Raw genomic sequence first — 25,730 nt, forward strand, 5'->3', positions numbered from 1 at the left:
AAAGCGCGAAGCGGGGAGGTGCAAGGGGCACCTCCCGAGTGAGGATTAGTCGTGGGCGCCGATTTCGCGCAGAGGACGACCTTTCATCAGGTTACGTTCAATATGTTCCAGGGACACATGTTTGGTTTCTGGAACCAGCCAGATGGTCAGCACAATAAAGAAGATGTTCAGACCGGCGTAGACCCAGAAGGTGTTCGCGTTGCCCAGGGTATTAAGCATGGTCAGGAACGTTGCGCCGACGATCATGTTGGCAATCCAGTTAGTTGCGGTAGAGCAGGTGATACCAAAATCACGCCCTTTCAGCGGCTGGATCTCAGAGCACAGCACCCAGATCAGCGGGCCAGCGCTCATCGCAAACCCGACGATAAACATCAGCAGCATGCCTACCGCAAAGTATTGGGCGGTTGGGGAGTGAATGCCCACATGCATCATGGTACCGAGGACGCCCATACCGGCCGCCATTACCAGGAAGCCCAGCGTCAGCGTTGGCTTACGTCCCCAGCGGTCTACCAGACCGATGGCAATAAAGGTCGCCAGCACGTTGGTCAGACCCACGATAACGGTCCCCCACATCTGCTCGGTGGTATTGGTATAACCCGCCAGCTCGAAGATTTTTGGCGCGTAATACATGATGACGTTCATCCCGGTGAACTGCTGCATCACCTGAAGCAGTACCCCGAGGAACACCGCGCGGCGGAAGTTGCTGTTCTCTTTAAACAGCGCCCAGCCGGACTGTTTGACCTTCAGGCTTTCGCGGATCTCTTCCAGCTCGTTTTTCGCTTCGGCGCTGGTGTCGCGCAGGCGCATCAGTACGCGTTCGGCATCGTGGAATCGACGTTTTGCGGCAAACCAGCGCGGGCTGTCCGGCAGGAAGAAGACGCCAATCAGCAGCAGAATGGCCGGGATGATAATCACGCCAAGCATCCAGCGCCATGCGCCGCTGTAGCTAAACGCGGTATCGGAAAGGTACGCGCCCAAAATACCGATGGTGATCATGAGCTGGTACATCGAAATCATACTGCCGCGGATTTTCTCCGGCGCAATTTCGGACAGGTAAAGCGGGGCGGTATAGGACGCCACGCCCACGGCAAGACCGAGCAGCACGCGGGAAACCAGCAGGACCTCAACGTTAGGCGCTGCGGCAGAGAAGAGTGAGCCGGCAACGAACAGGATCGCGCCAATCATCAGGCTCTTTTTACGCCCGAGTTTGAAAGAGAGCCAGCCGCTGCCGACGGCCCCGACGGCCGCGCCAAACATCATGGAGCTGACCACCCACTCCTGGGTGTGAGCGCTGATCTGGAACTCGTCAGTGATGAAAGGTAATGCACCGGCAATGACGCCGATATCCAGGCCAAAAAGTAATCCTGCCAGGGCGGCGAGGAAACAGACAAAGAATGTCATCGCCTTGTTGGACGTACGCCCCTGTTTTTTATTGTCAGGCATTATGCCCTCCAGTTGGGTTATCAGTTTTATTGATGTAAAGGGTAGGTGAGTGACCCGTAAAAATATGTGAGATTAATCACATAGGTGTAATCGGTTACACTAACGTACAACCGTAAATATAATTAAAGCTTTGAAAATATAGAGGTAAACGAGGTGATATGCATCGCGAAAGAACACATTTCAGACTTAACTGAAAGGCGATGTAACAGCAGAAGAAAGACGATCATGCAAAGAGAATATTCTGAAAGCGAAGGTTGTCCGGTGCGGTGTAATCGGTTCCAAATAGTGCGCCCTTCAGACGAGTGGCGGCTGCGCCTTACCCGGCCTACAAATACCTTAAAATCCGTAGGCCCGTGCAAGCGAAGCGCCGCCGAGCGAAGATGATCGCACAAATGCAAAAGGCCAGCCCGAAGGCTGGCCTTTTAAAAGCGATGTCAGTCGATTACTTCAGACCGGCAGCTTCACGCAGCAGAGCGGCTTTGTCGGTTTTTTCCCATGGGAAATGTTCACGACCAAAGTGACCGTATGCAGCGGTTTCTTTGTAGATTGGGTGCAGCAGATCCAGCATCTGAATCAGGCCGTATGGACGCAGGTCGAAGAACTCGCGCACCAGCAGCGTCAGCTGTTCTGAAGGCACTTTCTCAGTACCGAAGGTTTCAACCATGATGGAGGTTGGTTCAGCCACGCCGATAGCGTAGGAAACCTGGATCTCACAGCGGTCAGCCAGGCCGGCGGCAACGATGTTTTTCGCCACATAACGTGCCGCGTACGCAGCAGAACGGTCAACTTTAGACGGATCTTTACCGGAGAACGCACCGCCGCCGTGACGCGCCATGCCGCCGTAGGTGTCAACGATGATTTTACGACCGGTCAGACCGCAGTCACCCATTGGGCCGCCGATAACGAAGCGTCCGGTTGGGTTGATAAAGAATTTGGTCGCAGAGCTCAGCCATTCGGTCGGCAGAACCGGCTTGATGATCTCTTCCATCACCGCTTCCTGCAGGGATTTCTGATCGATTTCTTCGGAGTGCTGGGTAGACAGAACCACCGCGTCAATACCGACGATTTTGCCGTCATCGTACTGGAAGGTGACCTGGCTTTTTGCATCCGGGCGCAGCCACGGCAGGGTGCCGTTTTTACGCACTTCAGCCTGACGCTGCACCAGACGGTGTGCGTAGGTTACCGGTGCTGGCATCAGCACGTCGGTTTCGTTGGTTGCATAGCCAAACATCAGGCCCTGGTCGCCCGCGCCCTGTTCCAGCGGATCGGCACGGTCAACGCCCTGGTTGATATCCGGAGACTGTTTGCCAATTGCGCTCAGTACCGCGCAGGAGTTGGCATCAAAGCCCATATCAGAATGCACATAGCCGATCTCACGCACCGTGTTACGGGTGATCTCTTCGATATCAACCCATGCGCTGGTGGTGATCTCACCGCCAACCAGAACCATGCCGGTTTTGACATAGGTTTCACACGCTACGCGCGCTTTTGGATCCTGCGCCAGGATCGCATCCAGCACCGCATCGGAGATTTGGTCAGCAATTTTATCAGGATGTCCTTCTGATACGGACTCGGACGTAAACAGGTGTTTTGCCATGTTTTATTTCACCTAAGAGGAATTTGGTTAGCTCAAGCTGCTGTGTGGAATAGCCAAAGGAGATAATTCTACCAAGGCCAGCAGGTTTTTGACACTGGCAGTATGAGTGTTAATCAGTATAGATGGATTAACATCTGGATGGCTATTTTAGGTCACTTCTTCGCCCGATTTCCAGTTTTTTTTGACTAACCTCTCACTCAGTTGAAATTGCTGCTGGCAATAATTCCTGACGGCTCCGGCAACACGCACATTTATCTTTTGCTTTTTACCCCTGTTCTCGGTATAAAACGCGGCGCGCGGCTCATACAAAAAAGCGCTCGATGAACTCATCGTGTCGCCACTTCCAGCCGGGTTAAGCAGTTAACTTTTAGCTTTGGCTTGTGGTCCGTTTCAGCAGAGGCGGCCGTGGAGGTGATACGAGATAATGAACCATCGTTTTCCGCTAATTCAGCGCAGCCGTCCTGGCGCGCATTTGATTCCCGCAACCCGCATTTCTAGTCTGCAAACCTGCCGATGTTATACCCATCTCGGCGCTTCTCAGGATTCCAGGGCCGGTCACGCTTTGTGAAAACTGAACAAGGGCGCTCTTGTTAATACAAGAGTTTTCTCGTGGTTTCGCCGAACCTTGTCATACAGAGTTCGGATACGTGTTTTACAATGATATGAATAAGAAACCGGTCGCACGGTCTGGTTTTCAGCATACTCTGCTGGGAAACGGAGCCGTTTATGGGTTGTTATCGCCGTATAACGCTGCGATAGTAGTCAACTGTTTTACACTTAATACAAAGAGTTGAGGTTCGCTATGTCTGACGACATGTCTTCTTTTTCGCCTTCGTCAGCGGGCGAACAGGGTGTACTACGTTCTATGCAGGAGGTTGCGATGAGCTCCGAGGAAGCCAGCAAGATGCTGCGCACTTACAATATTGCCTGGTGGGGCAATAACTACTACGACGTCAACGAACTGGGCCACATCAGCGTCTGCCCGGATCCGGACGTCCCTGAGGCGCGCGTGGATCTCGCTAAACTGGTGAAAGCCCGTGAAGCTCAGGGCCAGCGTTTGCCTGCACTGTTCTGCTTCCCGCAGATCCTGCAACATCGCCTGCGTTCTATTAACGCCGCGTTCAAGCGCGCGCGTGAGTCCTACGGCTATAAAGGCGACTACTTCCTGGTTTACCCGATCAAGGTGAACCAGCACCGCCGCGTGATTGAGTCCCTGATCCACTCCGGCGAGCCGCTGGGCCTGGAAGCGGGCTCCAAAGCGGAGCTGATGGCGGTTCTGGCGCACGCGGGCATGACCCGTTCCGTGATCGTCTGTAACGGCTATAAAGACCGCGAATACATTCGTCTGGCGCTGATTGGCGAAAAGATGGGCCACAAGGTCTATCTGGTTATCGAGAAGATGACCGAAATTGCCATCGTGCTGGAAGAGGCCGAGCGTCTGAACGTGGTGCCGCGCCTTGGCGTGCGTGCGCGTCTGGCGTCACAGGGTTCCGGCAAATGGCAGTCCTCCGGCGGCGAAAAATCCAAGTTCGGCCTGGCGGCGAACCAGGTGCTGCAGCTGGTGGAGATCCTGCGTGAGCGCGGTCGTCTGGACAGCATTCAGCTGCTGCACTTCCACCTCGGCTCGCAGATGGCCAACATTCGCGATATCGCCACCGGCGTGCGTGAATCGGCGCGTTTCTACGTGGAGCTGCACAAGCTTGGCGTAAATATTCAGTGCTTCGACGTGGGCGGCGGCCTGGGCGTGGACTACGAAGGGACCCGCTCGCAGTCTGACTGCTCCGTGAACTACGGCCTGAACGAATACGCCAACAACATCATCTGGGCTATCGGCGATGCCTGTGAAGAGAACGGCCTGCCCCACCCGACGGTGATCACCGAATCCGGTCGCGCGGTGACCGCGCACCATACGGTGCTGGTCTCGAACATCATCGGCGTTGAGCGCAGCGAAACCACCGAAGCGACGCCGCCGGCAGACGATGCCCCGCGTTCCCTGCAAAGCATGTGGGAAACCTGGCAGGAGATGCACGAGCCGGGCACGCGTCGTTCCCTGCGCGAATGGCTGCACGACAGCCAGATGGACCTGCACGATATTCACGTGGGCTATTCTTCAGGCACATTCAGCCTGCAGGAGCGCGCGTGGGCGGAGCAGCTTTACCTGAACATGTGCCATGAAGTGCAGAAACAGCTCGACCCGAGCAACCGCGCGCACCGTCCGATTATCGACGAGCTGCAGGAGCGAATGGCGGATAAGATTTACGTCAACTTCTCGCTGTTCCAGTCGATGCCGGATGCCTGGGGGATCGATCAGCTGTTCCCGGTTCTGCCGCTGGAAGGGCTGAACCACGCCCCGGAACGTCGCGCGGTGCTGCTGGACATCACCTGTGACTCCGACGGCGCAATCGACCACTACGTTGACGGCGACGGTATCGCAACGACGATGCCAATGCCGGAATACGACCCGGAGAACCCGCCTATGCTGGGCTTCTTTATGGTCGGCGCTTATCAGGAGATCCTCGGCAACATGCACAACCTGTTCGGTGATACCGAAGCGGTGGACGTGTTCGTGTTCCCTGACGGCAATGTTGAAATCGAGCTGTCCGATGAAGGTGACACCGTGGCGGACATGCTGGAATACGTTCAGCTGGACCCGAAAAAACTGCTCACCCAGTTCCGCGACCAGGTGAAAAACACCGGTCTGGACGATGCGCTCCAGCAGCAGTTCCTGGAAGAGTTTGAAGCGGGTCTGTACGGGTACACCTACCTGGAAGACGAGTAAGGCATCCGCCTTTCCCCCTCACCCCAGCCCTCTCCCCAAAGGGGAGAGGGTGTTCAAATTCCCTCTCCCCTTTGGGGAGAGGGTTAGGGTGAGGGGCAAAGACCGCATCAGCGCCTATACTCACTTGAACCCGTATGCATTACCGGCGATAATTCGCCCCAATAAGCGATTTACGAATCAATCCCTTCCTCGTCGGGTTTAACGACGCGGAGGGGATTTTTTTTCATCTGTTTTTAATGTATCGACTTTAAAAGAGGTCAGGACATGAGCACTTTAGGTCATCAGTACGATAACTCTCTGGTATCTAACGCGTTTGGTTTTTTACGCCTTCCGATGAACTTCCAGCCGTACGACAGCGACGCGGACTGGGTGATCACCGGCGTGCCGTTCGATATGGCGACATCAGGCCGTGCAGGTGGTCGTCACGGCCCGGCAGCGATCCGTCAGGTTTCCACTAACCTGGCCTGGGAGCATAACCGCTTCCCGTGGAACTTCGACATGCGCGAGCGCCTGAACGTGGTGGACTGCGGTGACCTGGTGTACGCCTTCGGCGACGCGCGTGAGATGAGCGAGAAGCTGCAGGCGCACGCCGAGAAGCTGCTGGCTGCCGGTAAGCGCATGCTCTCCTTCGGCGGCGACCACTTCGTGACCCTGCCGCTGCTGCGCGCCCATGCGAAGCACTTCGGTAAAATGGCTCTGGTGCACTTCGATGCACATACCGACACCTACGCGAACGGCTGTGAGTTTGACCACGGCACCATGTTCTTCACCGCGCCGAACGAAGGTCTGATCGACCCGAACCACTCCGTGCAGATCGGTATTCGCACCGAGTTCGACAAAGACAACGGTTTCACCGTGCTGGATGCGGGCCAGGTTAACGATCGCGGCGTCGATGACATCATCGCTCAGGTGAAGCAGATCGTGGGTGATATGCCCGTGTATCTGACCTTCGACATCGACTGCCTGGATCCAGCATTTGCACCGGGCACCGGTACGCCGGTCATCGGCGGTTTGACCTCAGATCGTGCCATCAAGCTGGTGCGCGGTCTGAAGGATCTGAACATTGTCGGGATGGACGTGGTGGAAGTGGCGCCTGCGTACGATCAGTCCGAGATCACCGCGCTGGCCGCAGCGACTCTGGCGCTGGAAATGCTCTACATTCAGGCTGCTAAAAAAGGCGAGTAAGCCCCGCCTGACGTGAAAAAAACCTCTCCATGGAGAGGTTTTTTTATTGCCTTTAGAATACGTTAAACGGGTATTCCACGTAAGCGCGGATCTCGTCCCCACCCACGTTGTACTCGCTGGCGTTGCTGGAGACGCGCAGCACGGAGTAGCGCAGTTTCAGTTTCAGATCCTTCGCCGGACCATCCTGCACCTGGTACTGGATCTGGTTAAACCACTCGTGCTCTTTGCCGTTGCTGGTTTCAGAGGTTTTGATGTTATCGCCACGCACGTAGGCGGTGGTCCAGCTCAGGCCCGGCAAGCCAAGGCCGCCAAAGTCCAGACCGTAGGATGCCTGCCAGGAACGTTCATCTTCACCGTTAAAATCAGACCAGTAGGAGTTCGCCAGCCAGATGGTGTTACCGCCGTCACCCACGCCGCCCTGGTCGCGATAGCCGCCGTAGTTGTAGCCGGTACTGCCGCTGCTCTGCTGGTACGCTACTTTGAACGTGTGAATGTCCCAGATGTAGCTCGCCGCCAGGCTCCAGATCGTGTTGCTGCGTCCCGTGTCGAGGCTGTCCGCGTAACCCTGGTCCAGACGGGAGTTATAACCGTTGAAGTCGAGTACCAGCTGCTGCCCGGTGCTGAACGGCTGTTTGAAGTTCAGGCCCAGGTACTGCTTGTTCATCACCTCTTCATTATGAGAGGCGTAAAACGCGCCGCTGAACTGGTCGTTGAACTGGTAGCTCGCGCCGCCGAAGGAAAGGCTTTTCAGTCCGCTGTCGTGGCGGTCATCGCTTTTACGCTGCTCGTCGGTGAAGTAACCCGCGTTGATTTCCAGACCGTCGATCTCTTTCGAGGTCAGCATGGTGCCGGTGTAGCTTTCAAACAGCAGGCGAGAGCTGTCGGCATTGATAATAGGCAGCTCAGGACGCTGATTTCCGTAGCTCAGTACGGTATTGGAGATGCGCATTTTGGCGGTTGCGCCAAACTTTGCCAGATCGGATTTTGCCCGGCCATCCTCTTCCTGTTTAAAGAAGTCGATGCCGCCTGCGCCGCTTTTGCCGCGGCCTCCGTCCAGGCGTACGCCATATTGAGCAATACCGTCCACACCAAAGCCGACCAGCCCTTCGGTATAGCCGGATGCAAACGTGGCGATGATCCCCTGACCCCATTCGGCTTTATCCTGCTGGCCCTGATGGTAGTCGCGGCTGATATACGCATTGCGGAAAAACAGATCCAGATGGCTGTCGTCAATAAAACCCTGGCTGTCGGATTGCTGGCTTGCGGCGGCAGGTAATGCGGCAAATAAGCTTAAAGCGATTAATGATAATTCTTTTTTCACGGAGGGAACGTCTCTGTCTGGATATATTAATTTGAATAACTGCGGGGTGATAATTACCGGAAAAAGTTACCTTTGCAATAATTATGTGACCAGACATTTCAATGCCATAGGGCAGATTTGGCGGGGCTTTCAGAGGTGTTATCGATACGTGCGGTTAAGTTAACAATTCATGCGAAATAAAAAGGAGGCAAAACTGCCTCCTTCTGAAATTATTTAATTCCGTCTGCGGCCATACGGTCGCGAATATGCTGTGCGCGCTCTTCTGAGGCAGGGTGATCGTCAAACATGGAGCTTTGGCGTCCCGCTTCCAGCTTGGCCAGTTTTTCAAAGCTGGTGGCTAAACCTGATGGATTAATGCCGCGTTTGCGCAACAGATCGTAGGAGTAGTCATCCGCTTCGGACTCCTGACGCTGGGAGAACTGGGAGTTCACCAGTTTTTCACCCACATCGCCAAGCTGTGACTGCGACAGGCTGCCGACGATACCGCCCGCTGAGGCCGCCGCTGCGCGGATGGCATTGGTGCCTAAGGCAACCTGCATCCCTTTCTTCACGTGGCCCAGGGCAACGTGGCCCATTTCGTGGCCGATGACTGCTTCCACTTCGTTGTCGGTCATCATGTCCATCAGCCCGCTATAGACGCGGATACAGCCGTTCGCCATCGCGAAGGCGTTCACGTCTTTCGCCATGTAAACCTTGTAGTTCACCGGCTGGCCGTTGATGTTATCGCCCAGCGCGGAAGCAATCTTATTCAGACGCTGCGTGTAGGTACTGTTAGCCGGCGCAAGCGTGGCTTTGCCGTCCATATCTTTACAGGCCTGGTCGCTCAGCGCTTTAACCTGCGCATCGCTCAGGGAATAGGCCTGAAAGGCCTCTGCGCCTGACGTCATCAGACCGTTAGAATCCATATTCTGACAGCCGCTCAGCAGGAGCGTTGTACCCAGGGCCAGCACTATTGCACGCATTTTCATGAGGTTGCTTCCGTACTCGTTAAACTGAATAAAATCCGAAAAATGCACCGTCAGCGAAGCCGGTGTCGGGCTAAGTATAAGGAATATCTGCAGGGCCGGGCGAGCAGATTGCGCAACATGCGAGCATGATCCAGAGATTTCTTAAGCTGCAAAAGAATGGTCCATGTACATGGCATGCCGCTTGGGTTACATTGTTGGCACTTTTTTCCGGCGTAGCCCAAAACGCGCTGTCGTCAAGGGCATGGCCTTTAACAGTCCGATCTGGAGTTAAAATGTCCTCACGTAAAGAGCTTGCTAATGCTATTCGTGCGCTGAGCATGGACGCAGTACAGAAAGCCAAATCCGGCCACCCAGGGGCTCCTATGGGTATGGCTGATATCGCCGAAGTCCTGTGGCGTGATTTCCTGAACCACAACCCGCAGAACCCGTCATGGGCTGACCGCGACCGCTTCGTGCTGTCCAACGGCCACGGCTCTATGCTGATCTATAGCCTGCTGCACCTCACCGGCTACGATCTGCCTATCGATGAGCTGAAAAACTTCCGTCAGCTGCACTCCAAAACTCCAGGTCACCCGGAAGTGGGCTACACCGCTGGCGTAGAAACCACCACCGGCCCGCTGGGTCAGGGTATTGCTAACGCTGTGGGTATGGCGATTGCTGAGAAGACCCTGGCGGCGCAGTTCAACCGTCCTGGCCACGACATCGTTGACCACTTCACCTACGCGTTCATGGGCGACGGCTGCATGATGGAAGGCATTTCTCACGAAGTGTGCTCCCTGGCAGGTACCCTGAAGCTGGGTAAACTGGTTGCGTTCTATGACGACAACGGTATCTCCATCGACGGTCACGTTGAAGGCTGGTTCACTGACGACACCGCAGCACGTTTTGAAGCCTACGGCTGGCACGTTGTGCGTGGCGTTGATGGCCACGATGCTGACTCGATTAAACGTGCAGTAGAAGAAGCGCGCGCTGTGACGGATAAACCGTCCCTGCTGATGTGCAAAACCATCATCGGCTTCGGTTCGCCGAACAAAGCGGGTACGCACGACTCCCATGGCGCGCCGCTGGGCGACGCGGAAATCGCACTGACCCGCGAAGCGCTGGGCTGGAAATACCCTGCATTCGAAATCCCATCTGAGATCTATGCTCAGTGGGATGCAAAAGAAGTTGGCCAGGCGAAAGAAGCGGCCTGGAACGAGAAGTTCGCTGCTTACGCGAAAGCCTTCCCGCAGGAAGCGGCTGAATTCACCCGTCGTATGAAAGGCGACATGCCGTCTGACTTCGACGCGAAAGCGAACGAGTTCATCGCTAAGCTGCAGGCGAACCCGTCTAAAATCGCGAGCCGTAAAGCGTCTCAGAATGCCATTGAAGCGTTTGGTCCTCTGCTGCCTGAATTCCTCGGCGGCTCCGCTGACCTGGCACCATCTAACCTGACCCTGTGGTCCGGTTCTAAGCCAATCAACGAAGATACTGCCGGTAACTACATCCATTATGGTGTACGTGAATTCGGTATGACTGCGATTGCCAACGGTATCTCCCTGCACGGTGGTTTCCTGCCGTACACCTCTACCTTCCTGATGTTCGTTGAATATGCACGTAACGCCGTGCGTATGGCCGCGCTGATGAAACAGCGTCAGGTGATGGTCTACACCCACGACTCCATCGGTCTGGGCGAAGATGGCCCGACTCACCAGCCGGTAGAGCAGGTGGCTTCCCTGCGCGTGACCCCGAACATGAGCACATGGCGTCCGTGTGACCAGGTTGAATCCGCGGTAGCGTGGAAATACGGCGTTGAGCGTCAGGACGGTCCTACCGCGCTGATCCTCTCCCGTCAGAACCTGGCACAGCAGGAGCGTACCCCTGAGCAACTGGCAAACATCGCTCGCGGTGGTTACGTGCTGAAAGATTGCGCGGGCCAGCCTGAGCTGATCTTCATCGCTACCGGTTCTGAAGTTGAGCTGGCTGTAGCTGCATGGGAAAAACTGACTGCCGAAGGCGTGAAGGCGCGCGTGGTCTCCATGCCGTCTACCGATGCGTTCGATAAGCAGGATGCCGCTTACCGTGAATCCGTTCTGCCTAAAGCGGTTTCCGCTCGCGTGGCAGTGGAAGCGGGTATCGCTGACTACTGGTTCAAATACGTGGGCCTGAACGGCGCTATCGTCGGTATGACCACCTTCGGTGAGTCTGCTCCGGCAGAGCTGCTGTTCGAAGAGTTTGGCTTCACCGTTGAGAACGTTGTCGCGAAAGCGAAAGAGCTGCTGTAATCGTTTGGGCGGTGCGGGCTGATGCCCTCACCCCGACCCTCTCCCACAGGGAGAGGGTGCAAACACTAAAAACGGTAACCTCTCGGTTACCGTTTTGCTTTTACCCCGCCGTAAATTATTCCACCTAAAATGTGACGCAAGTCATATAGCTCGCTTATTCATCTGGACAGACATTCCTTTTATTCCCTGATTCGCTTATTCTTGCTGAAGCGTTTCAGTCGATTAAATGTTCGACAATTGACCAATCAATCGCAGTTTGTGATAGCAAGGATTCCCCTTCGGGCGTAGCTGGATTACTCTTTCAGCCACCTCAAACTCAGGGATTGCTTTGCAGGAGATCTATGACCGTACGCGTAGCGATTAATGGCTTCGGTCGCATCGGACGTAACGTGGTTCGTGCTTTGTATGAATCCGGACGTCGGGCGGAAATAACCGTGGTTGCAATCAATGAACTGGCGGATGCTACGGGCATGGCGCATTTATTGAAATATGACACCAGCCACGGACGCTTTGCCTGGGATGTGCGCCAGGAAAGAGATCTGCTTTTTGTGGGTGACGACGCTATTCGTGTGCTGCATGAGAACAGCATCTCCGGGCTACCCTGGCGTGAACTGGGTGTGGATGTGGTGCTTGACTGTACCGGTGTGTATGGCAACCGCGAACACGGCGAAGCGCATCTGACTGCAGGCGCGAAAAAAGTCCTGTTTTCTCATCCCGGCAGTAACGATCTCGACGCGACAGTCGTGTTTGGCGTCAACCAGCATGAGCTGCAGGCCGAACATCGCATTGTTTCCAACGCCTCCTGTACCACCAACTGCATTATTCCGGTCATCAAACTGTTAGACGATGCGTATGGCATTGAATCCGGCACCGTGACCACGATTCATTCCGCCATGCACGATCAGCAGGTTATCGACGCCTACCATCCGGATTTACGACGCACTCGCGCGGCGAGCCAGTCAATCATTCCGGTGGATACGAAACTGGCGGCAGGGATCACCCGAATTTTTCCGCAGTTTAATGACCGGTTTGAAGCGATTGCCGTGCGTGTCCCGACGATTAACGTCACCGCAATCGACCTTAGCGTGACGGTGAAAAAACCGGTAAAAGCCTGTGAAGTCAACCTGTTGCTGCAAAAAGCGGCACAGGGGGCATTTCATGGTATAGTTGACTATACGGAATTACCGTTGGTCTCAGTAGATTTTAACCACGACCCGCACAGCGCCATCGTCGATGGCACGCAAACGAGGGTTAGTGGTGCACACCTTATCAAGACGCTGGTCTGGTGTGATAACGAATGGGGCTTTGCTAACCGAATGCTCGACACCACGTTAGCAATGGCCGCTCAAGGTTTCAGGTAAGACGCATCGTGCGTCTGCAAAACTTTAAGAATCAACGAGAGGATTCACCATGTCTGTAATTAAGATGACCGATCTGGATCTGGCTGGTAAACGCGTTTTCATCCGTGCCGATCTGAACGTACCGGTTAAAGATGGCAAAGTGACCAGCGACGCGCGTATCCGTGCATCTCTGCCAACCATCGAACTGGCTCTGAAGCAGGGCGCTAAAGTGATGGTCACCTCCCACCTGGGTCGTCCAACTGAAGGCGAGTACAACGAAGAGTTCTCTCTGCTGCCAGTGGTTAATTACCTGAAAGACAAACTGTCCAACCCGGTTCGCCTGGTGAAAGATTACCTGGACGGCGTTGACGTTGCAGCCGGTGAACTGGTTGTTCTGGAAAACGTTCGCTTCAACAAAGGCGAGAAGAAAGACGACGAAACTCTGTCCAAAAAATACGCTGCACTGTGTGACGTATTCGTGATGGATGCATTCGGTACGGCTCACCGTGCGCAGGCGTCAACTCACGGTATCGGTAAATTCGCAGACGTAGCGTGTGCCGGTCCTCTGCTGGCTGACGAACTGGAAGCGCTGGGTAAAGCACTGAAAGAACCAGCTCGTCCAATGGTAGCTATCGTTGGTGGTTCTAAAGTTTCTACCAAGCTGACCGTTCTGGATTCCCTGTCTAAAATCGCTGACCAGCTGATCGTTGGTGGTGGTATCGCGAACACCTTCGTTGCCGCTCAGGGCCACAACGTGGGCAAATCCCTGTACGAAGCAGACCTGGTTGACGAAGCCAAACGCCTGCTGAGCACCTGCGATATCCCTGTTCCAACTGACGTTCGCGTCGCGACCGAGTTCTCCGAAACCGCAACCGCGACTCTGAAGTCTGTAAACGACATCAAAGACGAAGAGCAAATTCTGGATCTGGGCGACGTTTCTGCACAGAAACTGGCTGAAATCCTCAAAAACGCAAAAACTATCCTGTGGAACGGTCCTGTTGGCGTGTTCGAATTCCCGAACTTCCGCAAAGGGACTGAAATCGTGGCTAACGCTATCGCAGACAGCGAAGCGTTCTCTATCGCAGGCGGTGGTGACACCCTGGCAGCAATCGACCTGTTCGGTATCGCTGACAAGATCTCCTACATCTCCACTGGTGGCGGCGCATTCCTCGAATTCGTGGAAGGCAAAGTACTGCCAGCAGTAGCAATGCTCGAAGAGCGCGCTAAGAAGTAAGCCATTCAAGGGCAGGGAAACCTGCCCAATTTTCAGCGCGCTTTTAAGAGCTCGCACCTTTTCTAACGGCCGAAGATACAGGACTAAGCAACATGTCTAAAATTTTTGATTTCGTAAAACCTGGCGTTATCACTGGTGATGACGTACAGAAAGTGTTCCAGGTAGCTAAAGAAAACAACTTCGCTCTGCCAGCAGTTAACTGCGTGGGTACCGACTCCATCAACGCCGTACTGGAAACTGCTGCTAAAGTTAAAGCTCCAGTTATCGTTCAGTTCTCTAACGGCGGCGCTGCGTTCATCGCAGGTAAAGGCGTTAAGACTGACATTCCTCAGGGTGCTGCAATCCTGGGTGCTATCTCTGGTGCGCATCACGTACACCAGATGGCTGAACACTACGGTGTTCCAGTTATCCTGCACACTGACCACTGCGCGAAGAAACTGCTGCCGTGGATCGACGGTCTGCTGGACGCGGGTGAAAAACACTTCGCGGCAACCGGTAAGCCACTGTTCTCTTCTCACATGATCGACCTGTCTGAAGAGTCACTGCACGAAAACATCGAAATCTGCTCCAAATACCTGGCTCGCATGGCCAAAATGGGCATGACCCTGGAAATCGAACTGGGTTGCACCGGCGGTGAAGAAGACGGCGTGGACAACAGCCACATGGACGCTTCTGCACTGTACACCCAGCCAGAAGACGTTGATTACGCTTACACCGAGCTGAGCAAAATCAGCCCACGCTTCACCATTGCAGCGTCCTTCGGTAACGTACACGGCGTTTACAAACCAGGTAACGTGGTTCTGACTCCGACCATCCTGCGTGATTCTCAGGAATACGTTTCTAAGAAACACAACCTGCCGCACAACAGCCTGAACTTCGTCTTCCACGGCGGTTCCGGTTCTTCTGCTCAGGAAATCAAAGACTCTGTAAGCTACGGCGTAGTGAAAATGAACATCGATACCGACACCCAGTGGGCAACCTGGGACGGTATCCTGCAGTACTACAAAGCGAACGAAGCTTACCTGCAGGGCCAGCTGGGCAACCCGAAAGGCGAAGACCAGCCGAACAAGAAATACTACGATCCACGCGTATGGCTGCGCGCTGCCCAGACTTCTATGATTACTCGTCTGGAGCAGGCATTCAAAGAGCTGAACGCGGTAGACGTTCTGTAATTTGAGCTGCTAATAGCATCAGAAGGCCCGCAAATGCGGGCCTTTTTTTATGCTTTTTCAATACCCTGCCGGGCCGGTTTTTGTGATCTGTTTGGCAAACCCGGCGCTTTTTGTTTACCCTTTACGGACCTGCCTGTCTCCATGGGGGATGGATTTTGTGTTTTGGTTTAACAAAAGGAAGAATAAATGGAACAACTCGATGTTGTAGACAGCATCAATAACGCCGGTAACTGGCTGGTGCGCAACCAGGCCCTGCTGCTGAGCTATGCCGTGAACATCGTCGCGGCGATTGCCATCATCATCGTCGGGATGATCGTGGCGCGTATCGTATCGAACGCGGTTAACCGCGTAATGCTAGCCCGTCACATTGACGCCACGGTGGCTGACTTCCTCTCCGCGCTGGTGCGTTACGGCATTATCGCCTTTACGCTGATTGCGGCGCTGGGCCGTGTTGGGGTGCAAACCGCCTCCGTCATTGCCGTTCTCGGTGCCGCCGGTCTGGCTATTGGTCTGGCGCTGCAGGGCTCGCTTTCAAACCTGGCGGCAGGCGTTCTGCTGGTCACCTTCCGTCCGTTCCGCTCTGGCGAATACGTTGACCTTGGCGGCATTGCCGGGACCGTGCTGCAGGTGCAGATTTTCTCAACGACCATGCGTACCGTCGATGGCCGCATCGTGGTTGTGCCGAACGGGAAAATCATCGCGGGCAACATCATTAACTTCTCCCGTGAACCGGTGCGTCGTAACGAACTGATTATCAGCGTGGCGTACGACTCCGACATCGATCGGGTGAAGTCGCTGATTAGCAACATCATTGCTTCAGACGATCGCATTCTGAAAGACAAAGAGCAGACGGTTCGCCTGAATGAACTGGGCGCGTCGTCGATTAACTTCGTGGTGCGTATCTGGAGCAAGAGCAGCGATCTGCAAAACGTGTACTGGGACGTGCTGGAACGCATTAAGCGCGACTTCGACGCCAACGGCATCAGCTTCCCGTACCCGCAGATGGACGTGAACGTCAAAAAAGTCAAAGAAGCAGAATAACTTCACCCGTAGGCCCGGTAAGCGCTAGCGCTACCGGGCTTTATTTTAATAAGCTCCGCTAATACCCAATTAATATTATCCATTTCCTCTAATGTGATTCGCGCAGTATAGTCTGCTTCCAGAACAACACTGCGAGAAAATCGTCATGCTATCTTATTATTTTCAAGGGTTTGCATTAGGTGCGGCCATGATCCTTCCGCTCGGCCCGCAAAATGCGTTCGTAATGAATCAGGGCATCCGCCGCCAGTATCATCTGATGATTGCGCTGCTGTGCGCGGTAAGCGATTTGCTGCTTATCTGTGCCGGGATTTTTGGCGGCAGCGCGCTGCTGATGCAGTCTCCGTGGCTGCTGGCGCTGGTCACCTGGGGCGGAGTGGCGTTTCTGCTCTGGTACGGTTTTGGTGCCCTGAAAACGGCGATGAGCAGCAACCTCGAGCTGGCGAGCGCGGAGGTCATGAAGCAGGGCCGCTGGAAGATTATCGTCACCATGCTGGCGGTCACCTGGCTTAATCCGCATGTTTATCTCGACACCTTTGTGGTGCTGGGCAGCCTGGGCGGACAGCTGGACGTTGAGCCGAAACGCTGGTTTGCGCTCGGTACGGTCAGCGCCTCATTCCTCTGGTTCTTCGGTCTCGCCATTCTGGCGGCATGGCTGGCACCCCGCCTGCGTACGGCCAAAGCCCAGCGCATCATTAATACCCTGGTCGGCCTGGTGATGTGGTTTATCGCTTTCCAGCTGGCGAAAGAGGGGATTCATCATGTCCAGGAATTGTTCAACTAATCCTTGTCTTATGGACAACTGAACAAGACCCGCTAAGCTTGCTGGCATGCGCCCTGTTATTGGGCACTCTTCGCAACATGGAGGAATAACAGTGAAGTTTAAGGTGATGGCCCTGGCGGCATTAGTAAGTTTTGGTGCGGTGTCGGCGCAGGCAAGTGAACTGCCGGATGGCCCGCACATCGTCACTTCAGGCACCGCAAGCGTGGATGCGGTACCCGATGTTGCAACCCTGGCAATTGAGGTAAATGTGGCTGCGAAGGATGCGGCAACTGCCAAGAAGCAGGCTGACGATCGCGTTGCGCAATACCTCTCTTTCCTCGAGCAGAACGGTGTCGGTAAAAAAGATATCAACTCTGCGAACCTGCGTACTCAACCCGATTACGACTACCAGAATGGCAAAAGCATCCTGAAGGGCTACCGTGCCGTGCGTACCGTCGAAGTGACCGTGCGTCAGCTTGATAAGCTCAACGCGCTGCTGGATGGTGCGCTGAAGGCGGGTCTGAACGAAATTCGTTCCGTGTCGCTGGGCGTTGCGCAACCGGAGAAGTACAAAGACGAAGCGCGTAAAGCGGCGATTGATGATGCCATTCACCAGGCGGAACAGCTGGCTTCTGGCTTTAAGAGCAAGCTTGGCCCGGTTTACAGCGTGCGTTACCACGTCTCTAACTACCAGCCAAGCCCGATGGTTCGTATGATGAAGGCTGATGCAGCCCCGGTGTCCGCTCAGGAAACTTACGAGCAGCCAACCATTCAGTTCGACGATCAGGTGGATGTGGTCTTCCAGTTGGAGCCTGTTGCAGCACAGCCTAAACCGGCTCAGTAATCTGCAGGCCGGGTAAGGCGAAGCCGCCACCCGGCTTATTTTTTAATCCTGTCTCAACACCTTGTGCCCGTACGCCAGCAGCGCGTCGGTGACGTTGCGCATCATCCGGCTTTCCGGCGCAAAACGGTGCCAGTAGAGCATCCGGCGCTGATACAGCCCCGGCGTCAGGTCAATCAGCTCACCGCTTTTCAACTCTTTCTCAATCTGCAGATGCGGGATCATGCAGCAGGTGGTGCCTTGGCGCGCAAGCTGCACAAACGCTTCAGACGAGTTGACGATATGGCACGGCACGCTGCCCGGCGGCAGATCGAAGTTTTGCTGCAGGAACGCCTGATGCATATCGTCCAGATGGTCGAACGCCACGGCAGGGGCTTTCAGCAGCGCCGCGCGGGTCACCCCGTTCGGGAAGTAGCGCTCGGCAAAGGCTTTTGAACCCACAAACAGGTAATCCAGGGCACCCAGTTGATCGACCAGACAGCTCGGCAGTGCCTGAGGCTGAATACTGACCGCCCCAACCACTTCACCGCGACGCAGGCGTTCCTGGGTACGGGTTTCATCTTCAACCTGTAAATTCAGGCGGATAGGGGAGTCCGCGAGAACCGGCGCAAGGGCCGGCAGCAGCCAGGTTGCCAGACTGTCGGCGTTGACCGCCAGGGAGAGCAGCAGCGGCGTAGAGCCCGTTTGTTCGTCACCCAGCCACTCGTCTTCCAGCAGTTCAACCTGGCGCAGCAGGGCGAGAAGCTTTTGCCCTTGCTCGGTTGGACGTGGCGGCACGGTACGCACCAGCAGCGGCTGGCCGAACATGTTTTCAAGCTGTTTAATACGCTGTGATACGGCGGACTGGGTGATGCAAAGCTTTTGCGCCGCGCGCTCAAAACCTCGTTCACGAATAACTGCATCAAGTGCCTGTAGTGTTCTGTAGTCCGGACGTTTCATTGCTCTGGCTGGCTCCTTAATTTTGCTTATTCTGCACTATGACACAATTTTCCCTTTGTGGCAGACGAATTCCATTCGACGTGTTCTATAATGCGCCCTGAGTTTTCACACCACAGGCAAAACGATCATGACGCAGGATGAACTGAAAAAAGCAGTAGGATGGGCCGCTCTCCAGTACGTGCAGCCGGGTACCATTGTCGGTGTCGGTACGGGATCAACCGCGGCACACTTTATCGATGCGCTGGGCACGATGAAGGGGCAAATCGAGGGCGCGGTGTCCAGCTCTGATGCTTCCACGGAAAAGCTGAAAAGCCTCGGCATTACCGTTTTCGATCTCAACGAAGTGGACCGTCTGGGGATTTACGTTGATGGCGCGGATGAAATCAACGGCCACATGCAGATGATCAAAGGCGGCGGCGCGGCGCTGACGCGTGAAAAGATCATTGCCTCCGTTGCGGACAAGTTCATCTGCATCGCCGACGCCTCCAAGCAGGTCGACATTCTGGGTAATTTCCCGCTGCCGGTTGAAGTGATCCCGATGGCCCGCAGCGCGGTTGCCCGTCAGCTGGTGAAGCTGGGTGGTCGTCCGGAATATCGTCAGGGCGTAGTGACCGACAACGGTAACGTGATCCTCGACGTTCACGGTCTGGAAATTCTCGACGCGATTGCGCTGGAAAATGCCATCAACGGCATTCCAGGCGTCGTGACCGTAGGGCTATTCGCCAACCGTGGCGCGGATGTAGCGCTGATCGGCACCGCTGACGGCGTGAAAACCATCGTAAAATGATCTGACGGGGGGAGTCCTCCCCCCGCTAAAAAATTTTTGAAACGCTAAATTCGGTGACTTGTGTCACGTTTTTATGCCTCCTTTGCCGATCCTTCCGCGTTTGTAAATTTCCATAGCATTTTCATCTGCCATTTTGCGCTGTATGACTTTCCTTCAGCGTGCCGACGCAAACGTTCATATTGCTGCAATAGTTTTTTTTGATATGTTGGCTACAGCGGATTTATATCCAGCACAACATCAGTTCAGACAAAAACAGGGTCGGGTAAATGGCAAAGGTATCACTGGAGAAAGACAAGATTAAATTCCTGCTGGTCGAGGGCGTGCATCAAAAAGCAATCGATAGCCTTCGTGCGGCAGGTTACACTAACATCGAATTTCACAAAGGGGCGCTCGATACCGAAGAGCTGAAAGCGTCCATCCGTGATGCCCACTTCATTGGCCTGCGATCCCGTACCCACCTGACTGAAGACGTTATTGCCGCGGCGGAAAAGCTGGTGGCTATCGGCTGCTTCTGCATCGGTACCAACCAGGTTGACCTGAATGCTGCCGCGAAACGCGGTATTCCTGTCTTCAACGCCCCGTTCTCCAACACCCGTTCCGTGGCGGAGCTGGTGATTGGCGAACTGCTGCTGCTCCTGCGCGGCATTCCGGAGGCGAACGCCAAGGCGCACCGCGGCGTGTGGAACAAGCTGGCGGCGGGCTCCTACGAAGCCCGTGGAAAAAAACTGGGTATCATCGGCTATGGCCACATCGGTACCCAGCTGGGGATTCTGGCGGAATCTCTCGGTATGCATGTCTATTTTTACGATATCGAAAGCAAGCTGCCGCTGGGCAATGCCACCCAGGTTCAACACCTGTCTGACCTGCTGAACATGAGTGACGTAGTGAGCCTCCACGTTCCGGAAAATGCGTCCACCAAAAACATGATGGGCGCGGAAGAGCTGGCGCTGATGAAGCCGGGCTCACTGCTGATTAACGCCGCGCGCGGTACGGTTGTCGATATCCCGGCACTGGCGGATGCGCTGAAGCGCAAGCACCTGGCGGGCGCTGCCATCGACGTCTTCCCGACGGAGCCAGCCACCAACAGCGATCCGTTCACCTCTCCGCTGTGCGAGTTCGACAACGTGATCCTGACGCCGCATATCGGCGGTTCTACCCAGGAAGCGCAGGAGAATATCGGTCTGGAAGTGGCGGGTAAGCTGAGCAAATACTCCGACAACGGTTCTACGCTTTCTGCGGTGAACTTCCCGGAAGTGTCGCTGCCGCTGCACGGTGGTCGTCGTCTGCTGCACATCCACGAAAACCGTCCGGGCGTGCTGACCGCGATCAACCAGATCTTTGCCGAGCAGGGCGTCAACATTGCCGCGCAGTATCTGCAGACCAACTCGCAGATGGGCTATGTGGTTATTGATATCGAAGCGGATGACGATGTTGCCGAGAAAGCGTTGCTGAGCATGAAGGCCATTCCGGGGACGATTCGCGCGCGTCTGCTGTACTGATGGTGTGAGGTAAATGCAAAACGGTAACGATAGTTACCGTTTTTATGTTTTCACCCTCTCCCTGTGGCAGAGGGCTGGGGTGAGGGCATTAGGCTGCACGCCTGTTTCACCACTCCCACAACTTCGATGGCGTCACCACCGCCGGCAACGGCACATCCCATTTTTCTACCGGCAACGCCTCCACGCCCTGGCAATCATGCGCATAGCCCACCGGCTGTAACCCATACTGCTGCCAGTTTTGCAGCGTCCGGTCGTAAAAACCACCGCCCATTCCCAGACGCTGTCCCTGTTCATCAAACGCGACCAGCGGGGTAATCAGCACATCCAGCTGTGACAGCGGGAGCACGTCGCGCACGTCGAGTTTCGGTTCAGTGATTTTCAGACGATTCACCACCAGCTCGCTGTGCGGGTGATAGTGCAAAAACAGCAGATTGCCTTCGCTGAACGGGTGCAGCACCGGCAGGTATACCTTCTTCCCGGCGCGCCAGAGTTGCTCTATCAGCGGTTGGGTGTCCAGTTCGCCGTCAAACGACAGAAACAGGGCAACCGTGTGGGCCATCACGACAGGGGGATACGCCATCATACGGGCGGCGGCCTGCTGGGCAAAATGCGCTTGCTGAACGGGGGTTAACGCACGGCGGCGTTGACGAATAAGCTGACGAATGTCCTGGCGTGAAGCCGAAACTTCAGGGAATTGAGTCATGGTAGTCGGTAGAAGAAAAGAGAGGGAATCTCCGAGATGCCGCCGCAGGCTGTAACCCTTGAACCCTTGGTTCAAGGTGAATGTGTCGTCATAGTTTTAAGGCTTCTCGGACGGACCGAGCATGCTCACCAACCATGGAGCGCCACATTCTTGTGGTATGAAATATCGGCTCAGGGGACTGGCCCGCTTGCGAACATCTCAGAGAAATTTTGTCTTCACAGTTACTCTACCATAGTCAACTGAGAAGTGTTATTCAAACTTGGGTCCCGGTCTTTCGGGATTGCGACCTTGATCAAGCAATGCCTGTTCTATGGTCTGCTGGAGCATTTTAATGCGCTGCTCCATGCTTGCCGCGTAGTCGCGGGTCTTAGCTTTTTCCTGAGTCAGTTCATAGCTGATGTTCAACGCGGCGATGAAAACCAGCTGCTCAGTATTTGTGACTCTAGTGCGTTCTTTTAGATCTTGCAACCGCTGATTCAAATCGTCCGCAGCCTGATTCAAAGCATCCCTTTGTTCAGGCGGACAATTCACTCGCAGTGAACGGCCAAAAATCTGGAGATCGACGGGTTGTGCAGACATGCCACCTTCCTGCTGATTGACTGCGCTGCCTTCGCCTGATGCCCCGGGGGCTGCGAAGGGGCGACACTATAGCTACCCTGATGTGAAGATACAAGCCCTTTTCTGGTATCACCAGGGTCCAAAGTGGTAGCATATCATGAAACTTCCCCCCAATGATGACGAATGCGCATGTCTATACAGAACGAAATGCCTGGTTACAAGGATTTAAACCAGTTACTGAACCAGCAGGGAGTCGGTCTAACCCCTGCCGAAATGCACGGTCTGATCAGTGGCATGCTGTGCGGCGGAAACAGCGACAGCTCATGGCAGCCGCTGATCCACGACCTCACGAATGAAGGTCTGGCGTTTGGTCACGAGCTGGCGGAAGCGCTGCGTAAAATGCACGCCGCCATCAGCGATTCGCTGGAAGACGATGGCTTCCTTTTTCAGCTTTATCTGCCTGAAGGCGACGACGTGAGCGTGTTCGATCGCGCCGATGCGCTGGCGGGGTGGGTAAACCACTATCTGCTGGGTCTAGGCGTCACGCAGCCTAAACTGGATAAAGTGACCGGCGAAGCGGGTGAAGCGATCGACGATCTGCGTAACATCGCCCAGCTTGGCTACGATGAAGACGAAGACCAGGAAGAGCTGGAAATGTCGCTTGAAGAGATTATCGAGTACGTGCGCGTGGCGGCTCTGCTGTGCCACGACAACTTTACGCGCTCACAGCCGACCGCACCGGAAGTTCGTAAGCCAACCTTACATTAAAAAAATAACGCACAGGAGGGTGTCATGGTTATCTCAAGTCAAGAGTATTCGCGCCGCCGTCAGGCGCTGCTGGCAACAATGCAGCCGGGCAGCGCTGCGCTGATTTTTGCCGCGCCCGAAGTGACGCGCAGCGCCGACAGCGAATATCCCTATCGCCAGAGCAGCGATTTCTGGTACTTCACCGGCTTTAACGAGCCGGAAGCGGTGCTGGTGCTGATTAAGAGCAATGACACCCACAATCACAGCGTGATTTTCAACCGCGTACGAGACTTAACCGCTGAAATCTGGTTTGGCCGCCGCTTAGGGCAGGAGGCCGCACCGGAAAAGCTGGGCGTTGACCGCGCGCTGGCGTTTAGCGAAATCAACCAGCAGCTCTATCAGCTGCTTAACGGCCTCGACGTGCTCTATCACGCGCAGGGCGAATATGCTTACGCCGATGAGATTGTCTTCACCGCGCTGGATAAGCTGCGCAAAGGCTCGCGGCAGAACCTGTCCGCACCGGCTACGCTGACGGACTGGCGTCCAGTGGTGCATGAGATGCGCCTGTTCAAGTCTGAAGAAGAGCTGAACGTGATGCGCCGCGCGGGCGAAATCAGCGCGCTGGCGCACACCCGCGCGATGGAGAAATGCCGTCCCGGGATGTTCGAATACCAGCTGGAAGGCGAAATTCACCACGAATTTAACCGCCACGGCGCGCGTTATCCGTCTTACAACACCATCGTTGGCGGCGGGGAAAACGGCTGCATTCTGCACTACACCGAAAACGAAAGTGCGCTGCGCGACGGCGATCTGGTGCTGATTGACGCCGGTTGCGAATATCAGGGCTACGCGGGGGACATCACCCGTACCTTCCCGGTGAACGGTAAATTCTCGCCGGCACAGCGCGCGATTTACGACATTGTTCTCGAATCCCTTGAGACGGCGCTCAGGCTGTATCGTCCGGGTACGTCCATCCAGGAAGTGACCGGCGAAGTGGTGCGTATCATGATTACCGGTCTGGTCAGGCTCGGTATCCTGAAAGGGGACGTAGACACCCTGATTGCTGAAAATGCGCATCGACCGTATTTTATGCACGGCCTGAGCCACTGGCTGGGGCTGGACGTGCATGACGTTGGCGCATACGGCACCGACCGTTCGCGCGTGCTGGAGCCGGGCATGGTGTTAACCGTGGAGCCGGGTCTGTATATCGCGCCGGATGCCGACGTGCCTGAAGAGTACCGCGGGATTGGCATTCGTATTGAAGATGACATCGTAATTACCGAGACCGGTAACGAAAACCTGACCGCCAGCGTCGTGAAAAGCGCTGACGATATCGAGGCGCTGATGGCAGCGGCGCGCGCATGAGCGTGATTATCGTTGGCGGCGGCATGACCGGGGCCACGCTGGCGCTGGCCATTTCGCATTTGACGCAGGGGCAGCTTCCGGTGCACCTGGTCGAAGCCGTTGCGCCAGAGGCGTCCAACCACCCCGGTTTTGATGCCCGCGCCATTGCGCTGGCGCAGGGCACCTGCCAGCAGCTTTCCCGCATTGGCATCTGGCAGGCCATTGCTGACCGCGCCACGGCAATTAAAACCGTTCACGTCAGCGATCGCGGCCATGCGGGGTTTGTCACGCTGGACGCGCAGGATTACCGGATTGATGCCCTGGGTCAGGTTGTTGAGCTACACGACGTCGGATTACGTCTGTTCCGCCTGCTCCAGGACGCGCCGGGCGTCACGCTGCATTGCCCCGCGCGGGTGGCCAGCGTGAGCCGAAGTGAAGCGTCGGTCAGCGTGACGCTGGAAAACGGCACCGTCCTTGAAGGCGAGCTTCTGGTCGCCGCGGACGGTTCGCGCTCGTCGCTCGGCGCCCAGTGCGGCGTGGAGTGGCGCCAGCAGCCTTACGGCCAGGTGGCGGTCATTGCGAACGTTGCTACCGCAGCTGACCACAGCGGCAGGGCGTTTGAGCGCTTTACGCAGCATGGTCCGCTGGCGATGCTGCCGATGTCGGACGGGCGCTGTTCCATGGTGTGGTGTCATCCGCAGGATAAGACTGAAGAGGTGAAGGCCTGGTCCGACGAACGTTTTTGTACCGAGCTGCAAAAAGCCTTTGGCTGGCGGCTGGGGCGTATTACCCATGCCGGCAAGCGGACGGTATATCCGCTTTCGCTCACCACGGCATCTCAGTCCATCTCCCATCGTCTGGCGCTTGTCGGTAATGCCGCGCAGACGCTGCACCCCATCGCGGGGCAAGGCTTTAACCTTGGTTTACGCGACGTCATGAGCCTGGCCGAATCGCTGGCGCAGGCGTGGAGCGAGCAAAAAGACTGCGGGGCGTATTCGGTGCTGAGTCATTACCAGAAGCGCCGTCAGGCGGATAAAGAGGCCACCATCGGTGTGACCGATGGCCTGGTCCATCTCTTTGCCAATCGCTGGGCACCGCTGGTTGCGGGCCGCAACCTCGGGCTGATGGCGATGGAACTATTCATTCCGGCACGTGACGTGCTGGCGCAGCGGACCCTGGGTTGGGTCGCGCGTTAAGGAGTTATCACC

23 protein-coding genes and 1 other RNA gene are annotated in these 25,730 nt (G+C 55.6%); 16 read left to right on the forward strand and 8 right to left on the reverse strand.

Translation table 11 applies throughout. The features are described from left to right. Positions 1-45 precede the first annotated feature (45 nt). Both galP and metK read right to left on the reverse strand, forming a co-directional pair. Positions 46-1,443: a galactose/proton symporter gene (gene galP / locus RVY89_RS00635; protein ID WP_023309123.1), complete on the reverse strand. Its 1,398-nt coding sequence runs from the start codon at positions 1,441-1,443 to the stop codon at positions 46-48. 442 nt (positions 1,444-1,885) lie between these two features. Next, a complete protein-coding gene (gene metK / locus RVY89_RS00640) occupies positions 1,886-3,040 on the reverse strand; it encodes a methionine adenosyltransferase (protein WP_014885184.1) in 1,155 nt (384 codons plus the stop codon). Between the two features lie 424 nt (positions 3,041-3,464). Here metK and RVY89_RS00645 point away from each other — a divergent pair, with 424 nt between their 5' ends. From RVY89_RS00645 to speB, 4 genes are all read left to right on the forward strand, one after another. After that, the gene (locus RVY89_RS00645) at positions 3,465-3,608 is read left to right on the forward strand and encodes a hypothetical protein (protein WP_484826604.1); all 144 of its coding nucleotides are present in this window, start codon (positions 3,465-3,467) and stop codon (positions 3,606-3,608) included. Between the two features lie 94 nt (positions 3,609-3,702). Next, positions 3,703-3,834 (forward strand): acid stress response protein YqgB, encoded by a 132-nt coding sequence (yqgB, locus tag RVY89_RS00650; protein WP_127312443.1) that lies wholly within the window; start codon positions 3,703-3,705, stop codon positions 3,832-3,834. A gap of 8 nt (positions 3,835-3,842) precedes the next feature. After that, the gene (gene speA, locus RVY89_RS00655; protein WP_248228173.1) at positions 3,843-5,819 is read left to right on the forward strand and encodes a biosynthetic arginine decarboxylase; all 1,977 of its coding nucleotides are present in this window, start codon (positions 3,843-3,845) and stop codon (positions 5,817-5,819) included. Positions 5,820-6,083: 264 nt separating this feature from the next. After that, entirely contained in the window at positions 6,084-7,004 is a 921-nt protein-coding gene (speB, locus tag RVY89_RS00660; RefSeq protein WP_014071686.1) for an agmatinase, read from the forward strand. A 52-nt stretch (positions 7,005-7,056) separates the two neighbouring features. Here the strand turns inward: speB and RVY89_RS00665 are convergent, their stop codons facing one another. Both RVY89_RS00665 and loiP read right to left on the reverse strand, forming a co-directional pair. Then, complete coding sequence (locus RVY89_RS00665) at positions 7,057-8,325, reverse strand: OprD family outer membrane porin (protein WP_484826605.1); 1,269 nt, start codon at positions 8,323-8,325, stop codon at positions 7,057-7,059. A 209-nt stretch (positions 8,326-8,534) separates the two neighbouring features. Beyond that, entirely contained in the window at positions 8,535-9,293 is a 759-nt protein-coding gene (loiP, locus tag RVY89_RS00670; protein WP_021242066.1) for a metalloprotease LoiP, read from the reverse strand. Between the two features lie 272 nt (positions 9,294-9,565). Between loiP and tkt the strand changes: the two genes are divergently transcribed. From tkt to RVY89_RS00705, 7 genes are all read left to right on the forward strand, one after another. Beyond that, the gene (gene tkt, locus RVY89_RS00675) at positions 9,566-11,557 is read left to right on the forward strand and encodes a transketolase (protein WP_484826606.1); all 1,992 of its coding nucleotides are present in this window, start codon (positions 9,566-9,568) and stop codon (positions 11,555-11,557) included. A gap of 341 nt (positions 11,558-11,898) precedes the next feature. After that, positions 11,899-12,918, forward strand: a complete 1,020-nt coding sequence (gene epd, locus RVY89_RS00680) for an erythrose-4-phosphate dehydrogenase (RefSeq protein ID WP_371897847.1) — start codon at positions 11,899-11,901, stop codon at positions 12,916-12,918. Positions 12,919-12,967: 49 nt separating this feature from the next. Further along, a complete protein-coding gene (gene pgk, locus RVY89_RS00685) occupies positions 12,968-14,131 on the forward strand; it encodes a phosphoglycerate kinase (RefSeq protein WP_024906565.1) in 1,164 nt (387 codons plus the stop codon). Positions 14,132-14,223: 92 nt separating this feature from the next. Next, on the forward strand, positions 14,224-15,303 hold the full coding sequence (fbaA, locus tag RVY89_RS00690) for a class II fructose-bisphosphate aldolase (protein ID WP_014885155.1): 1,080 nt from the start codon (positions 14,224-14,226) through the stop codon (positions 15,301-15,303). Positions 15,304-15,489: 186 nt separating this feature from the next. Next, positions 15,490-16,344: a small-conductance mechanosensitive channel MscS gene (mscS, locus tag RVY89_RS00695; RefSeq protein ID WP_202773640.1), complete on the forward strand. Its 855-nt coding sequence runs from the start codon at positions 15,490-15,492 to the stop codon at positions 16,342-16,344. A gap of 145 nt (positions 16,345-16,489) precedes the next feature. Continuing rightward, positions 16,490-17,125: an arginine exporter ArgO gene (gene argO / locus RVY89_RS00700; protein ID WP_252009594.1), complete on the forward strand. Its 636-nt coding sequence runs from the start codon at positions 16,490-16,492 to the stop codon at positions 17,123-17,125. A 91-nt stretch (positions 17,126-17,216) separates the two neighbouring features. Next, the gene (locus RVY89_RS00705) at positions 17,217-17,948 is read left to right on the forward strand and encodes an oxidative stress defense protein (RefSeq protein WP_371897848.1); all 732 of its coding nucleotides are present in this window, start codon (positions 17,217-17,219) and stop codon (positions 17,946-17,948) included. Between the two features lie 42 nt (positions 17,949-17,990). Here RVY89_RS00705 and argP read toward each other — a convergent pair whose 3' ends face one another. Further along, a complete protein-coding gene (gene argP / locus RVY89_RS00710) occupies positions 17,991-18,884 on the reverse strand; it encodes a DNA-binding transcriptional regulator ArgP (protein ID WP_008499727.1) in 894 nt (297 codons plus the stop codon). A gap of 127 nt (positions 18,885-19,011) precedes the next feature. Here argP and rpiA point away from each other — a divergent pair, with 127 nt between their 5' ends. Beyond that, positions 19,012-19,671 (forward strand): ribose-5-phosphate isomerase RpiA, encoded by a 660-nt coding sequence (rpiA, locus tag RVY89_RS00715; RefSeq protein ID WP_003860091.1) that lies wholly within the window; start codon positions 19,012-19,014, stop codon positions 19,669-19,671. 266 nt (positions 19,672-19,937) lie between these two features. Next, the gene (gene serA / locus RVY89_RS00720) at positions 19,938-21,170 is read left to right on the forward strand and encodes a phosphoglycerate dehydrogenase (protein WP_032643292.1); all 1,233 of its coding nucleotides are present in this window, start codon (positions 19,938-19,940) and stop codon (positions 21,168-21,170) included. 106 nt (positions 21,171-21,276) lie between these two features. Here serA and RVY89_RS00725 read toward each other — a convergent pair whose 3' ends face one another. From RVY89_RS00725 to zapA, 3 genes are all read right to left on the reverse strand, one after another. After that, positions 21,277-21,873 (reverse strand): 5-formyltetrahydrofolate cyclo-ligase, encoded by a 597-nt coding sequence (locus tag RVY89_RS00725; RefSeq protein WP_484826607.1) that lies wholly within the window; start codon positions 21,871-21,873, stop codon positions 21,277-21,279. Between the two features lie 24 nt (positions 21,874-21,897). Then, positions 21,898-22,081: non-coding RNA, 6S RNA (gene ssrS, locus RVY89_RS00730), on the reverse strand. 41 nt (positions 22,082-22,122) lie between these two features. Then, the gene (zapA, locus tag RVY89_RS00735) at positions 22,123-22,452 is read right to left on the reverse strand and encodes a cell division protein ZapA (RefSeq protein WP_006811891.1); all 330 of its coding nucleotides are present in this window, start codon (positions 22,450-22,452) and stop codon (positions 22,123-22,125) included. Between the two features lie 168 nt (positions 22,453-22,620). Here zapA and RVY89_RS00740 point away from each other — a divergent pair, with 168 nt between their 5' ends. The 3 genes from RVY89_RS00740 to ubiH are packed head-to-tail and all read left to right on the forward strand — an operon-like array spanning position 22,621 to position 25,718. Then, positions 22,621-23,199 carry a YecA/YgfB family protein gene (locus RVY89_RS00740; protein WP_024906571.1) on the forward strand — a complete coding sequence of 193 codons (579 nt, stop codon included), beginning with the start codon at positions 22,621-22,623 and terminating at the stop codon, positions 23,197-23,199. 30 nt (positions 23,200-23,229) lie between these two features. Beyond that, positions 23,230-24,543: a Xaa-Pro aminopeptidase gene (gene pepP / locus RVY89_RS00745; protein ID WP_484827883.1), complete on the forward strand. Its 1,314-nt coding sequence runs from the start codon at positions 23,230-23,232 to the stop codon at positions 24,541-24,543. Further along, on the forward strand, positions 24,540-25,718 hold the full coding sequence (gene ubiH / locus RVY89_RS00750; RefSeq protein ID WP_484826608.1) for a 2-octaprenyl-6-methoxyphenyl hydroxylase: 1,179 nt from the start codon (positions 24,540-24,542) through the stop codon (positions 25,716-25,718). The genes pepP and ubiH overlap by 4 nt, the downstream gene beginning before the upstream one ends. The last annotated feature ends 12 nt before the right edge of the window (positions 25,719-25,730 follow it).

The sequence above is a fragment of the Enterobacter sp. 3U4 genome, assembly GCF_057224565.1.

Bases quoted from the DNA above. Each gene is read 5' to 3' on its own strand.
- galP (WP_023309123.1), bottom strand. From the start codon at position 1,443: ATGCCTGACAATAAAAAACAGGGGCGTACGTCCAACAAGGCGATGACA.
- metK (WP_014885184.1), bottom strand. From the start codon at position 3,040: ATGGCAAAACACCTGTTTACGTCCGAGTCCGTATCAGAAGGACATCCT.
- RVY89_RS00645 (WP_484826604.1), top strand. From the start codon at position 3,465: ATGAACCATCGTTTTCCGCTAATTCAGCGCAGCCGTCCTGGCGCGCAT.
- yqgB (WP_127312443.1), top strand. From the start codon at position 3,703: ATGAATAAGAAACCGGTCGCACGGTCTGGTTTTCAGCATACTCTGCTG.
- speA (WP_248228173.1), top strand. From the start codon at position 3,843: ATGTCTGACGACATGTCTTCTTTTTCGCCTTCGTCAGCGGGCGAACAG.
- speB (WP_014071686.1), top strand. From the start codon at position 6,084: ATGAGCACTTTAGGTCATCAGTACGATAACTCTCTGGTATCTAACGCG.
- loiP (WP_021242066.1), bottom strand. From the start codon at position 9,293: ATGAAAATGCGTGCAATAGTGCTGGCCCTGGGTACAACGCTCCTGCTG.
- tkt (WP_484826606.1), top strand. From the start codon at position 9,566: ATGTCCTCACGTAAAGAGCTTGCTAATGCTATTCGTGCGCTGAGCATG.
- epd (WP_371897847.1), top strand. From the start codon at position 11,899: ATGACCGTACGCGTAGCGATTAATGGCTTCGGTCGCATCGGACGTAAC.
- pgk (WP_024906565.1), top strand. From the start codon at position 12,968: ATGTCTGTAATTAAGATGACCGATCTGGATCTGGCTGGTAAACGCGTT.
- fbaA (WP_014885155.1), top strand. From the start codon at position 14,224: ATGTCTAAAATTTTTGATTTCGTAAAACCTGGCGTTATCACTGGTGAT.
- mscS (WP_202773640.1), top strand. From the start codon at position 15,490: ATGGAACAACTCGATGTTGTAGACAGCATCAATAACGCCGGTAACTGG.
- argO (WP_252009594.1), top strand. From the start codon at position 16,490: ATGCTATCTTATTATTTTCAAGGGTTTGCATTAGGTGCGGCCATGATC.
- argP (WP_008499727.1), bottom strand. From the start codon at position 18,884: ATGAAACGTCCGGACTACAGAACACTACAGGCACTTGATGCAGTTATT.
- rpiA (WP_003860091.1), top strand. From the start codon at position 19,012: ATGACGCAGGATGAACTGAAAAAAGCAGTAGGATGGGCCGCTCTCCAG.
- serA (WP_032643292.1), top strand. From the start codon at position 19,938: ATGGCAAAGGTATCACTGGAGAAAGACAAGATTAAATTCCTGCTGGTC.
- RVY89_RS00725 (WP_484826607.1), bottom strand. From the start codon at position 21,873: ATGACTCAATTCCCTGAAGTTTCGGCTTCACGCCAGGACATTCGTCAG.
- zapA (WP_006811891.1), bottom strand. From the start codon at position 22,452: ATGTCTGCACAACCCGTCGATCTCCAGATTTTTGGCCGTTCACTGCGA.
- RVY89_RS00740 (WP_024906571.1), top strand. From the start codon at position 22,621: ATGTCTATACAGAACGAAATGCCTGGTTACAAGGATTTAAACCAGTTA.
- ubiH (WP_484826608.1), top strand. From the start codon at position 24,540: ATGAGCGTGATTATCGTTGGCGGCGGCATGACCGGGGCCACGCTGGCG.